Origin of the sequence: Halovenus salina (assembly GCF_026410925.1) — an archaeon.
Lineage (GTDB): Archaea > Halobacteriota > Halobacteria > Halobacteriales > Haloarculaceae > Halovenus > Halovenus salina.
Map to the genome: position 1 here is coordinate 986,287 of NZ_CP112972.1, position 12,223 is coordinate 998,509.

The 12,223-nt window shown below is 52.1% G+C and carries 9 protein-coding genes and 2 pseudogenes; 8 read left to right on the forward strand and 3 right to left on the reverse strand.

Annotated elements, in window-relative coordinates:
• Positions 1-89 precede the first annotated feature (89 nt).
• The 4 genes from OSC37_RS04975 to OSC37_RS04990 are packed head-to-tail and all read left to right on the forward strand — an operon-like array spanning position 90 to position 3,929.
• The gene (locus OSC37_RS04975) at positions 90-1,133 is read left to right on the forward strand and encodes an N-acetylneuraminate synthase family protein (protein ID WP_267163495.1); all 1,044 of its coding nucleotides are present in this window, start codon (positions 90-92) and stop codon (positions 1,131-1,133) included.
• Positions 1,126-2,286 carry a UDP-N-acetylglucosamine 2-epimerase gene (neuC, locus tag OSC37_RS04980; RefSeq protein ID WP_267163496.1) on the forward strand — a complete coding sequence of 387 codons (1,161 nt, stop codon included), beginning with the start codon at positions 1,126-1,128 and terminating at the stop codon, positions 2,284-2,286. The genes OSC37_RS04975 and neuC overlap by 8 nt, the downstream gene beginning before the upstream one ends.
• Positions 2,279-2,989: an acylneuraminate cytidylyltransferase family protein gene (locus OSC37_RS04985; RefSeq protein WP_267163497.1), complete on the forward strand. Its 711-nt coding sequence runs from the start codon at positions 2,279-2,281 to the stop codon at positions 2,987-2,989. The genes neuC and OSC37_RS04985 overlap by 8 nt, the downstream gene beginning before the upstream one ends.
• A complete protein-coding gene (locus OSC37_RS04990; RefSeq protein WP_267163498.1) occupies positions 2,982-3,929 on the forward strand; it encodes an NAD(P)-dependent oxidoreductase in 948 nt (315 codons plus the stop codon). The genes OSC37_RS04985 and OSC37_RS04990 overlap by 8 nt, the downstream gene beginning before the upstream one ends.
• Before the next feature lie 19 nt (positions 3,930-3,948).
• On the opposite strand, the gene OSC37_RS04995 is transcribed toward OSC37_RS04990, so the two are convergent.
• Together OSC37_RS04995 and OSC37_RS05000 are read right to left on the reverse strand one after the other, a co-directional pair.
• Positions 3,949-4,983 (reverse strand): alkaline phosphatase family protein, encoded by a 1,035-nt coding sequence (locus tag OSC37_RS04995; RefSeq protein ID WP_267163499.1) that lies wholly within the window; start codon positions 4,981-4,983, stop codon positions 3,949-3,951.
• Between the two features lie 86 nt (positions 4,984-5,069).
• The gene (locus OSC37_RS05000) at positions 5,070-6,506 is read right to left on the reverse strand and encodes a polysialyltransferase family glycosyltransferase (protein ID WP_267163500.1); all 1,437 of its coding nucleotides are present in this window, start codon (positions 6,504-6,506) and stop codon (positions 5,070-5,072) included.
• 51 nt (positions 6,507-6,557) lie between these two features.
• Here OSC37_RS05000 and OSC37_RS19125 point away from each other — a divergent pair.
• Positions 6,558-6,914: pseudogene (locus OSC37_RS19125) on the forward strand (transposase); the annotation flags it as partial.
• A 387-nt stretch (positions 6,915-7,301) separates the two neighbouring features.
• Here the strand turns inward: OSC37_RS19125 and OSC37_RS05010 are convergent.
• Positions 7,302-8,315: a C-terminal binding protein gene (locus tag OSC37_RS05010; protein WP_267163501.1), complete on the reverse strand. Its 1,014-nt coding sequence runs from the start codon at positions 8,313-8,315 to the stop codon at positions 7,302-7,304.
• Between the two features lie 188 nt (positions 8,316-8,503).
• Between OSC37_RS05010 and OSC37_RS05015 the strand changes: the two are divergent.
• The 3 genes and pseudogenes from OSC37_RS05015 to OSC37_RS05025 all read left to right on the forward strand — a co-directional run.
• Positions 8,504-9,036, forward strand: a pseudogene (locus OSC37_RS05015) (IS4 family transposase); the annotation flags it as partial.
• 404 nt (positions 9,037-9,440) lie between these two features.
• On the forward strand, positions 9,441-10,256 hold the full coding sequence (locus OSC37_RS05020) for an SDR family NAD(P)-dependent oxidoreductase (protein ID WP_267163502.1): 816 nt from the start codon (positions 9,441-9,443) through the stop codon (positions 10,254-10,256).
• 146 nt (positions 10,257-10,402) lie between these two features.
• Entirely contained in the window at positions 10,403-12,223 is a 1,821-nt protein-coding gene (locus tag OSC37_RS05025) for a glycosyltransferase (protein ID WP_267163503.1), read from the forward strand.

Below are 12,223 nucleotides of genomic sequence, written 5' to 3' on the forward strand. Positions count from 1 at the left end.
CTCGCTTCTCAATCCTTATCTGAACACCGCCGAATTAATACGGCCCATTTATATAGTTATGGGATCATAAAATATGTGCTTTCACGCGTATGTCACTCACAATTGTCGACAACAAGATTGGAAACGACGAAAAGCCCTGTATCATTGCCGAGATCGGGCAGGCACACGACGGTTCACTCGGCATCGCCCACTCGTTCATTGATGCCGTAGCCGAAACGGGAGCGGACGCGATAAAGTTTCAGACCCATCTCGCGGAACACGAATCGACGCTGGACGAGCCGTTCCGGACCGACTTCAGCTGGGAAGACGACACGCGCTACGAATACTGGAAGCGCATGGAGTTCACGAAAGAGCAGTGGAAAGGGTTAGCCGAACACGCCCGTGAGAAGGGACTCATCTTTCTCAGCTCCCCGTTCTCCAAAGCAGCCGTCGACCTGTTGCAGTCGGTCGACGTTCCAGCCTGGAAGATCGGCTCCGGGGAGTACAAGTCGGACGAGCTGGTGTCGTATATGGCGGACACGGAGCTTCCGGTCCTGTTCAGTACTGGTATGAGCACGTACGAGGAGATAGACGAGATGACGGCTCTGCTGGACTCGAACGACACCCCATACGCGCTCTTCCAGTGCACGAGCAAGTATCCAGCGACACTGGAGGAAGTAGGACTGAACGTTCTCGAAGAATTCAGAGAGCGGTACGGATGTCCGGTCGGCCTTTCGGACCATACTGGGAGTCCTCATCCGGCCATGGCAGCTATCTCAAGAGGGGTCGACCTTCTCGAGGTTCACGTGACCTTCGACCGGCGGATGTTCGGTCCGGACGCCGATTCGTCACTCACCTTCAAGGAGTTGACTACCGTCGTCGACCACCGGGACGCGGTCCACAAGATAGATACCAACCCGGTGAATAAAAACGAGATCGCCGAGGAACTCTCGGAGACGCGGGCACTATTTAGCAAGAGTATCGCCCCCGCGGAGGAGCTGTCGGCAGGGACAGTCATCACGGAGGACCTGATTACGCCGAAAAAACCTGCAAGCGGTATCCCGTACGACGAAAGGGACAAGATTATTGGGGCGACACTTGAAGACAACGTATCACCCGAGCGGTTATTAACCTGGGATGATATAGATGCCTGAAGACACACGGACGATATGTATTGCAGTGCACAGCAGAGCGAACTACGCCCGGATCAAGTCGGTGATGCGGGCTGTCAAAGAACACCCGAATCTCGAACTTCAACTGATTGTTGGGGCTTCAGCGTTGCTAGAGCGGTACGGGCAGGCCATCGAACAGATCCGAGCAGACGGGTTCGAGCCGGACGCGACACTCCACTACATGGTTGAGGGAGGAACACCGACGACGATGGCGAAATCGACGGGAATGGGTATTGTGAACATGGCGACTCTGCTCAACGGTATGGAGCCGGACATCGTCCTGACCGTCGCCGACCGGTTCGAGACCATGTCGACAGCGATGACGGCGAGTTACATGAACATACCCGTGGCACACACCCAAGGCGGGGAGATTACCGGCACTATCGACGAGAGCGTCCGGCACGCAATAACGAAACTGTCCCACATACATTTTCCCGCAACCCAGAAGGCAAAAAAAAACGTAATCCGGATGGGTGAAGACCCGGAAACAGTCCACTGTACCGGCTGTCCAGCGATGGACGTTGTCGATTCACTCGATCTGTCGTTGCCATCAGAACTCTTCGAACGGTACAACGGGGTTGGCGCGGAGATCGATTCCGACGAGCCGTTCCTCCTTGTCTCCCAGCACCCCGTCACGACGGAATATGCGGACGCACGAGAGCAGATTTCGGAAACTCTGGCGGCGATCCGACGTATCGACATGCAGGCAATCTGGCTGTGGCCGAATATCGACCCGGGGACCGAGCAGATAGCCGAGGAGTTGCGGATTTTCCGCGAGAGTTCGGAGAACGATCAGGTCCGGTTCTACACGAACTTCAGTCCGGAAGATTACGGACGGCTGGTCGCAAATACTGTCTGTATCGTCGGCAATTCCAGTTCGGGAATTCGCGAGGGTTCGTTTCTCGGAACGCCGACGGTAAACATCGGCACCCGCCAGCAGGGGCGAGAGAAAGCGGAGAACGTCATCGATGTCGGCTACGACGCGCCCGAGATTGAGGCAGCAATCCGGACACAGCTTGAGAACGGCCAGTACGAGCCGGTAGATCTTTACGGGGACGGAAACGCGGGCGGACGTATCGCCGAGTTGCTCGCGACTGAAGAGGTGTCTATCCAGAAACGACTAACCTATGAGTGAGGACGGACCAACACTGCTAGGTATTATCCCGGCCAGGAGTGGATCAAAGGGAGTTTCGGAAAAAAACATCCGCGAAATCCGTGGCAAGCCGCTGATTCATTACACTATCGAGGCGGCTATCGGAAGCGAGCGGCTCTCCTCGTTTCTCGTTTCGACGGATTCCGAGGAGTACGCCGAAATCGCGAGGGATGCCGGTGCATCGGTTCCCTTCCTCCGACCGGCAGAGCTGGCACAGGACGACTCACCGACCATCGACGCGGTCAAACACGCAGTCACCGAGTTCGAAGCGGAAAACGACAGCCGAGTAGATGCTACCGTTCTCTTGCAACCAACGACACCGTTGCGAACAGCTGAAGACATCGACAGCGCAATTGAGACGTTTTTCGACTCCAGTGCGGACTCACTTATTACCTGTTACGAAACCGTCGACACCCATCCAAATTATATGTACGAGGACGACACGGACAGGAGAGTCGTCGCGCTCAGAGACCAAGCAGAGGTGCCAGACCGCCGTCAGGAGTTCAAACCAGTGTACCTCCGAAACGGTGCCGTCTACGTCTCGACGCGCGAGGTGCTGTTCGACCGCGGCCGGGTATATACTGACAACCCGGCAGCCTACATAATGCCCAAAGAACGGTCCGTGAACATCGACGAACCCTTCGATTTCAAGCTGGCCAAGTTGCTCATCGAAACCAATGACTAAGATACTCAACCTCGAACCGGAGGGGTACTCCCCGAAAGCACGGTCTGTTTTGGAGTCGTTTGCAACCGTCGACGAACAGCGGCTGTCCCGACGGGCGATGCTCAACGCTGTCGGGGACTACGACGCACTCATCGTCCGTCTAGACTACACCATCGACAGGGAGGTATTCGAGCATGCGAACAATCTTGGCGCAGTCGCAACTGCCACCACGGGACTGAACCACGTCGACACGGAGGCAGCGGACAAACACGGCGCAGAAATTATCTGCTTGCGTGGGGAACGCGAATTTCTCGATTCGATTTACGCCACAGCCGAGCACACGTGGGCGCTGCTGTTAGCGTGTATCCGGAGCCTGCCGGATGCGACCACCCACGTCGAACGCGGTGGCTGGGACAGGGACCAGTTCAAGGGGCACGAACTGCACGGCGCCACCCTCGGCGTCCTCGGATATGGACGGTTGGGGTCAAAAATCGCCAGGTACGGAACCGCGTTCGGCATGGACGTGCTGTCACACGATCCGAACGTTTCCGAGGGCGAATACGCCACATTCGTCGACTTCGAGGAACTGCTTCGGGAGTCAGATTACCTTTCGATTCACGTCCCGTACAACGATTCGACGGAGGAGCTGATCGGGCCGTCGGAGTTTGAGCTGATGAAGCCCGGTAGCTATCTCGTCAACACGTCACGGGGGGAGATAATCGAAGAGGACGCCCTGCTCGAATCGCTTGAAGAGGGACAACTCGCTGGTGCTGCCCTGGATGTGTTGCGCGGAGAATACACGGATGAAAGAGACTGGACCGAGTCAGATCCGCTCGTCGAGTACGCTGCGACCAACCCGAATCTCATAATCACGCCGCACGTCGCTGGTGCGACACACGAGTCGATGGAGAAAACTGAGATATTCATCGCCGAGAAACTTGCGGCGTACTTCGACGCCTGACTGAAACTGGACGTGGCTTCTAAATATAGCCAAGCGCTTCTAATTGTTCGTCGAGAACATCCGGGTCAATCTCGTCGGTTTCCAGCGGATCCTCGGCAGTAATTTCTCGCCGTCGTTCGCCCTCGATTTTGAGCCAGGGGACGACACGTAGCTCGGGAATATAGACATCTTTGATGTGAGCGTATTTCCTGCCGAAGTAATAGAAGTTTGTCGGGTCTCCTAGAAGTTCGCCGTGGTCAGCGGTTATGACAGTTTTTCCCTCCAGTTCCTCAAGTAGATTAGCGACGAACTCCAGAACGAGTTCCAGGTTCTCCTCGTAAACCTCTTCGAGTTCTTCACGGGTTCCGTACCCCTCCTCGAATGCACTGAGGAGGTGGTTGGTGTACAGTGCGTCCTCGTCGTAGTTCTCCAGACTTTCCCAGGCTTTGAAGCGCAGTCCGTGTTCCTCTGTGAGTCGCTCTCTGAGCTGTTCGGCTTTCTCTCCCAAGTAGGGGCAATGCGGTTGCATGAAATGAACAATAAACCGCTTGTCCTCGTGTTTATGATAATTCTGGACTGCGAGTTCGTAGACTGCCTCAGGGCTATACCGCTCGTACCGTTCTTTGAAAGCGCTGTACTCGTCGGTCGAGTATGTCTTGCTGTAGGTCAGGACGCGCTTGTGAAAAACGTCGTCGCTCAGGTCTGCCGCTTTGACGTTTCCAGAGACGTACACGGTATCGTGCAGCGAGCGGCCACGAAAGTTCGAATCGACAAAATCTCGGCTGTGACTCCCCCGCGAGACGACCGAGTTGAGAGAGCCTTCAAGCCAATTAACAGCCTCGAAGAAGTCGTACCGGCAGGCATCGAGAATAATTAGATTGTCCCAGTCGTGCTCCATGATGTCGATACCCTCTCCGTACTTCCGATGAAACTTCCACCGACCGACCGACCGGTTCGGATAATACACGAGATCGCGCTTGATGTTTTTCGGCTCACGGAGGAGAATCGACGGATTCCGGAGGACACGCGAGAGGTTTTCCAGATTGTAACGCTCCGGAATAATCGTGGATATCATTCTATTTCGCCAAAATGACGACGTACGAATGAAAGTTACGCTCTTGTAGACACTGTTTTGAGATGGGTCTGGTGATCGAGCCGGTATTAACTATAAGATGTGGTAATACAACCGTTAGTAATCTCGATAATCGTTTCTCTGAGATTCTCGACCGGCGAGTCGGCAAAAAACCGTGTAGTATTCACCGGCCGGTTGCCCTTCGCACGACGTTCTACAAGTTCGTCGGTCGATCCGACTACATAAATGTTATCGAGATCGAAGATCCACTCCATCATCTCAATTCCAGGAACGTCAAGCAGGAACGTTTCAAGACCGAAATTGAATCCCTCGTAGATGACGGTCGAAGAGACCCCGATTAGCGTTTTCGATTGGGCGAGAAGTTGGTACAGAGATGGTACATCACTTTCGATAATCTTGAGGTCACTCTCAAGTAGCCAGGGGTAGCGCTCGTCCCAGTCTTCGTACTCTTTCGGATGGAGCTTATAGATAATCCGAGACTTAATTCGATCGTCCCCATCTAGCTCGATTGCAAACTTCGAGAGACTCTTCCCGGCTTTTGGCTGCGAGATGACGATAATCTGTTCTCGTTCCTCATTCGAGCTGTACCGTTTCACCTGATTCTCAAGGTACGGATAGCCCGTGATAATAATGTTCTCATCCGGGATGGGAAATTCGATGTTTTGTTTCCAGAACTCGCCCCACACCAATAGATAATCCGGAAATATTGATTTTGTCGAATCATCAGGAAAGGAGTATCCTGGATGGTACGGATCGATAGCACCGTGTTGTAGTTCGGCTACCGGGACACCCTGGTCTTTACAGGCTCTGATGAACGATTCTCTTCCATACGATGTTGTCATCATCGCTATTTCGGGGTCAGTCCGTTCGAGGAGTTTGTCGTACAATGGTTTCCTGGCTTTGCTTTCACGTATCTTTCGTTCGATCAACGGTTCGACTTCCACCCCTCTCCCGAAGCGGTCCTTTGTGTGACGTTTGATATTGTCTATTGTATCACGGTCCTCATGTGAGTAGTTCAGATCAAACAGACCTAACTTGTGAGCAATCGTTCCAGAATAGTGGATGAAGTCGTTGTATGCGAGATCTTCCGTCCTCGCTGGCGTTTTGTGCCCGTTCTGGAAGTGCTGTTCGACATGAAGATAATCAAATTCGGTCCGGGTGTAAAACGGGTCGAAATATATATCCCACCATGTTCCGTCCTCTAACTTCTTCCGACGCCCAGTCCCGTAACTAAGCACCGCACAGTCCTCGAAGAAGGGGTTTCCGAGGAGGATATTTCGCCCCCAGAGATATCCTCCCTGGAGATAAGTCAAAAGCCCCTCTTCAACACTTGAATCTGATTCCCCAGTCGCGTTGAGTTCCGCGAATAGTTTTCGCTGTAACGGTGCTCGAACGTAATCCCAGACCCGGAGACCATCAATCTCCCACCCACAGAGGTCAAGCGTCGTCTCAATCTCGAACAAAAACTCGCTAACATCACTGTACTGAATGTCCGTCGTGGCCATATTACACTCAGAAAGATACCGAAAAATAAATACCTATCCATTTGTGAGCCTGTCACGGGCATCGGTGCTTTCCTCGTCGTCGCAGTCGTTGCTGCACTCGCCGGTCTGATTGGCGTGATTGCAGTGAGCTACGCCGGACTTGATCCAGTTGTGCACCAGTCGGGCGAGACAGAGATTCACGGAAGCATCAGCAAGAAGGGCCGCGAGCGCGACCAGCGCTGGGCACTGGTCCAGTCAGCTCACGTAGCGAAGCGATGATTAGAGTACTTCGGGAATTTCTATACGCGATTAGAACAACGGAAAAACAAACAAATCGCAGCAGTTGCAACAGCTCGGAAGATACTGGTATCAATATTCTACATGCTGAAGCGAAACGAACCATTTGATCCGCCAGAGGTGAGTACCTAAGTACAAGCAGTCGTTGCAAAAGGTTTGCAGGACCACACAGCACCCGCACAGCGACCCCTCCGCAGTACGACTTATCCCGCCTATCGGTTGAGTAATATAGACATAGTCGGTTTCACTCTTGTGGTCTCAAACTGAAGTTGATCGATATGTGCCATTCACGTGAATATTCTTACTGGTAGCGTAGATAATTTCGCCTGCGGGATTTTCATAGGAGGTGATGATTTTTTGATTTCTAACTGGGATTCCAAATCTGCGTTGGTAACAAAATCTAATTTAGAGATCTTTGTGTTTATTTGAAGATCTGATTCAAACAGCTTTGCTGCGACAGACGCACCGATTTCTGCGCTATTTATCGTCGTCGTTTCTAATTCATTTATTTATATCCAGTCAACTTCGGACCTCTTGGTCAAGATACTGATATACTTCAGGATTGACAACGTTCTGTAGTGGTTTGTCCTTGAGTACACGTTCCATCTCCTCACCAACGATTTTTATTTTTCTTTCCTTAGCCTCTGGAGAACTTCCAGCATGATGTGGTGAGTGAACTATATCGTCACATTCCAACACCGGTGAGTCCGTAGGCGGTTCTTTTTCGAAGACATCAATCGCAGCAGCACGAATCTGATTTGATTCAACAGCTTCGACAAGTGCTTTTTCGTCTACAAGTGGACCTCGAGCAACATTAACAAAGACTGCAGACTCATTCATTCGATTGAATTCATCTGTAGAAAATAGGTGGTGAGTTTCCTCATTTAACGGAGCATGAAGAGTAATACAGTCAGAACGTTCAAGCAATTCGTCAAACGATACCTGCTCAACATCAAGTTGTTCGAAAATATCATCATCAAGTAGAGGGTCGAAGGCTATCACGTCCATACCAAGTCCACGAGCCATCGGGACAGCTCGTCGACCGATGCGACCGAGTCCAACGATTCCATAGACTCCTCCCTGAATAGGATGTATTACTCGCGAAGATCCCCATCCTGTACTCTTTCGAAGTCTCCGATCGGCAGATGGTATATCGTGTGCGGCTGCCAGGGCCATTGCAATCCCGTGGCTTGCGACATCTGCTGATCCATAATCAGGTGCGTTCGAAACTGGAATGCTACGCTTCGTTGCTTCCTTTACATCGATGTTATCGTATCCAGCACCCTGACGAATAATTAGCTTCAAATCCCCAGCTGCATCCATAACACGGTCGGTGATCGGTGCCACAAAGGTGATAATAACATCAGCATCTGAGCAACTCTGTATCGTTTGCTCTTCAGAGGTACATTCCGCGTAAACGATTTCGTTCTTTGAAGAGTCTATGAATTTACCATACAGATCCCCTGTTTCTTGTAAGAGACCTTCGTATGGGTTCGGCTCTGGAAATGGTCGATCTGTTACCACAACTTTCATACCAGATATCACTGGAAGAGTGTTCAAAACTCTATTGGATAGTACTGGAGAATCAAATGGACCTGTAGACAGATGGCGTACTACGGCAGGCCGGTGGGGTCGAAAAGTATAATCCCAACCACTGACACTGCAATTCTGTCGCGTTCTGAGTATTTAAAACCGGCGTGAGCCGGTAGTGACGGCCTGTAATGTCTGTAGCTTCCAACTCAGAACACAGACCATCAACAAGAGGTACGGACGCCAGCAAGATCAATGCTGACGAAATTGTCGCCGATGTACTCTACTCGCTGCTCGACGCAGTCGACAGCGAGTCTATTGCCGACGAGTTCAGAATCGGAATCCACTCGGACAAACACGACTTCACGAACCACCTCAAGGTCGCTGTTCGTGAAGGCCTCGATCCGTCCAGTTCTCTTGCCGAACTCGAAGACAAGACCGTTGTTGAGGAGTCCCTCGAACACATGTCCAAGTCACGGTTCTCCGAACTCACGAACGACCGCGACTACCGCGCGGTCGTTCGCCTCCTGTTCGAGCTACTGCACACGCCACAGCTGTATCATCAGCGAGCGGTCCAGCGAAAACGACTGGAATGGCTGACGCGAGGTGTCGTCGTTCCGACGCAACGAACCTCGAACTGACACGTTCTGTTGTCTTCTCAGACGAGTTCGTCGGAGACGACGAAGATGTCTACGAGATTGACTCAGATGACGGCGGACTCGAACGTTTGAGCTGTTTTGTGGGTTGGTTGGATACGTGCTCGTCGTGTGATTTCGCCAACGCCACCCGGTCAGGGGTGGCGTGGCGCGTGCAATCCAGAAAGTGCGGACTTTCTGGAGCGAGACGCTGGATTCGTTCGGCTGATCAGCCCTCACTTGCCGGCGACAGCCGCCAGCGACGGCTGTCGCTTTCACCGCGATATTTCCTGTTTTCTGTCCCTGACATGCCAGTTCTCTTGGCTCAACACGGAGTTCACTGACAACGGTTCGGCTTGTGAATCTCGCACTTCTCGATCCAGTCGTTCTCCGTAAGGCCAATTTCACCGGGGATTTATGAACTCAGAACGCGGTAGAGCCGCACAGTAAGAATACCTGTGTTTTATTCTGTTGAGTGAGCTACTGCTTTTCAATGAACGATTGGAACAATACTGATCATCTTTTCGAAGGAACTACAGCTATTGTGACAGGAAGTACTCGAGGAATTGGCGCAGTAATCGCTAGGCAATTAGCTTCGGTTGGATCCTCTGTCGTGATTAGTGGACGAACTGTTGAGGAGGGCGAGCAAGTTGTCGACGGAATAAACGAAGCTGGCGGGGATGCAGTATTCACACAGACAGATGTTCGTGATCCCGACGACCTACAGCAACTCACTGAAACGGCAATCAGTGAGTTTGGAGGAATCGATATTCTAGTCAATAATGCCGCATTTGAGACGGACACCAACCCGGACGAGGTCGATCTTGATACCTGGAATGCAATCCTCGAAACAGACTTCCGAGCATACTGGCTGACTGCGAAGTACGCATATCCTTCATTAGTTAAAAGCGACCACGGATCGATCGTCAATATTGGGTCGAATCACGCGATCGCTACGCAACCAAAGAAATTCCCGTATAACGCACTCAAAGCGGGCGTCGACGGGATGACTAGATCGATGGCTGTTGCGTGGGGTGTTGATGATATCCGGGTTAACAGCGTCAATCCGGGGTGGACGATGGTCGAGCGGATAGCGGAGGAGTTAACTGACGAACAACTTGCGTACCTTGATCGTATTCACCCGTTGGGTAGAATTGGAACACCGGAAGACGTGGCAGACGCTGTTCTCTTCCTTGTGAGTGACTTGGCTGGGTTCATTACGGGGCAGTGTCTCGTGGTTGATGGCGGACGGGCGGCAGTGCTACAAGATGATCTTTACCTTGGAGATCACAACCTGAGGGAACCGTAAGAAGGGGAGAGAGAAATTCACCTCCTATAATTCGGCAGTAGAGAGATTAGCACTCTCTTTATTCTATGGAATTAAACCTTTTTCCGAACCCTCGCAACCGAAATCCAGTACAAATAGATAGTTCGACAAAAAAAGAGGAATAAGGAATGCCTGAAACGAGTATCATTATTCGATCATTCAACGAAGCAGAGTACATCGGCGATGTCCTCGAAGCAGTCGAGCAGCAGGAATATCGTGATTTCGAAATTATTCTCGTTGATTCAGGGTCGACAGACGGAACGCTAGAAATTTCAGAAGAATACGTCGATGAAACTGAATTTATTGCACCGCAAAATTTCACCTTCGGATATTCATGTAACGTCGGCTGCGAAGCTGCGTCAGGTGAATTTGTATCTTTTCTATCAGCGCACGCGATACCGACCGACGATCAGTGGTTGGGAACGATGATCGAAAACCTATACGAAGGTGACGTCGTAATGACCTACAGTAATCAGGTAGGCGCAGAGGAGACGAAGTTTTCCGAACGACGGCTGTTTAATGAGTTGTTTCCCGAAGAACGGAAACGGCAAACAGGCCCCGACTACTGGGCGAACAACGCTAGTTCGGCCATTAAAAAAGAGCTTTGGGAAGAGCATCAGTTCGACGAGTACTTGACCGGCCACGAGGACATCGAGTGGGCAAAGCACTTCATAGATTGGGGTTACACAGTTGTCTACGAACCGGACGCCTGTGTCTATCACATTCATGATGAGACGTGGGAACAGGTGTTTAACCGTTTTGAACGTGAAGCGATCGCAGACGTCGAGATTGGCATTAAATCCCCATCTGACAGGTGGCGTGAGTACTTATCAACTCCTACAGACATTCTTGGGGACACAATCGCTGCCTTACGCGAGGGCAGCATCAATATAAAGACGTTCTCAAATATCGTCAAGTTCCGGTACAACCAGCACATGGGAACTGCCTCGGGGTTACAGTCCGAGCGCGATCTAGAAGCCGACCGGTTCGAATACTTTTATAGCGGCGCCAACGAGAAGGTTGTCATCGATGCTGACGGAAGTTCCTCTCTCGAACGGTCACCGCTGCCCGAACTTCGACCCAACGAGGTACTGGTTCACACCGATTACGTAGGGGTTGCTCCGGACAGTATTCACTTTGATTGCGTTGATGGAGAGAACTCCTCGGTCGTTCCACGCGGAAACTACGTCGGCACGGTTGCGGACATCGGTGCAAACGCCAACACGGTTGCGGTTGGCGACGTGGTCGTCGGGGGGACGACGTTCGAGTGCGGGCTGTGTAGCGCATGTAGTAACGAAGACGACCGGCCCTGTATGGATCCTGTCGAGCTGGGTGTTGATACAGAGGTAGGAGCGTACTCTCGATTTATCACGGTTCCGTCGGACTACGTGTGTCGACTTCCCGACGACACCGATCCACGAGAGGGAGTACTGGTTCGCACCCTTTCACGGATCGCCTGCGAGATCGATCGTGCCACAGCGCTTATTTCAGACAAAGATAGCTGTCTGGTGATCGGCGATTCACTGCGCGCGCAAATAGTCGCCCAAGTTCTCGAACGGGAGGGTCGTGACGTCCACCGGCTGGCCGGGGGTGGAGGGATTGCCGGTGATACAGACGAACGTGATCCTTCGGCGTACGGTCTCATCATCGACACGATCGGTGAGGCGTCTACGGTTGAGCAGTACATCCAACAAACTGGCCCGGGAAAGTTCGTGCTTCTCCTCGGAAGCGGATATGGAGGATTAACCCTCGTCGATGATGCCCTTGAGGATACGACGGTAATGAAGCCCAGCGGGCCGGTGTTCGACAAATTCGACCGCGGACTCGACCTACTTTCGGACATCGACGTACAGGCGATCCTTGACGGGACCTACGCACTCGAAGAGTACGAGACGGCGTGGCAGGCGGCCGAGGAGGGACAACAACTCCCAGCCATCGAGATCAAGTAA

Bases quoted from the DNA above. Each gene is read 5' to 3' on its own strand.
- OSC37_RS05000 (WP_267163500.1), bottom strand. From the start codon at position 6,506: ATGGCCACGACGGACATTCAGTACAGTGATGTTAGCGAGTTTTTGTTC.
- OSC37_RS05010 (WP_267163501.1), bottom strand. From the start codon at position 8,315: ATGAAAGTTGTGGTAACAGATCGACCATTTCCAGAGCCGAACCCATAC.
- OSC37_RS04990 (WP_267163498.1), top strand. From the start codon at position 2,982: ATGACTAAGATACTCAACCTCGAACCGGAGGGGTACTCCCCGAAAGCA.
- OSC37_RS05025 (WP_267163503.1), top strand. From the start codon at position 10,403: ATGCCTGAAACGAGTATCATTATTCGATCATTCAACGAAGCAGAGTAC.
- OSC37_RS04975 (WP_267163495.1), top strand. From the start codon at position 90: ATGTCACTCACAATTGTCGACAACAAGATTGGAAACGACGAAAAGCCC.
- OSC37_RS05020 (WP_267163502.1), top strand. From the start codon at position 9,441: ATGAACGATTGGAACAATACTGATCATCTTTTCGAAGGAACTACAGCT.
- neuC (WP_267163496.1), top strand. From the start codon at position 1,126: ATGCCTGAAGACACACGGACGATATGTATTGCAGTGCACAGCAGAGCG.
- OSC37_RS04995 (WP_267163499.1), bottom strand. From the start codon at position 4,983: ATGATATCCACGATTATTCCGGAGCGTTACAATCTGGAAAACCTCTCG.
- OSC37_RS04985 (WP_267163497.1), top strand. From the start codon at position 2,279: ATGAGTGAGGACGGACCAACACTGCTAGGTATTATCCCGGCCAGGAGT.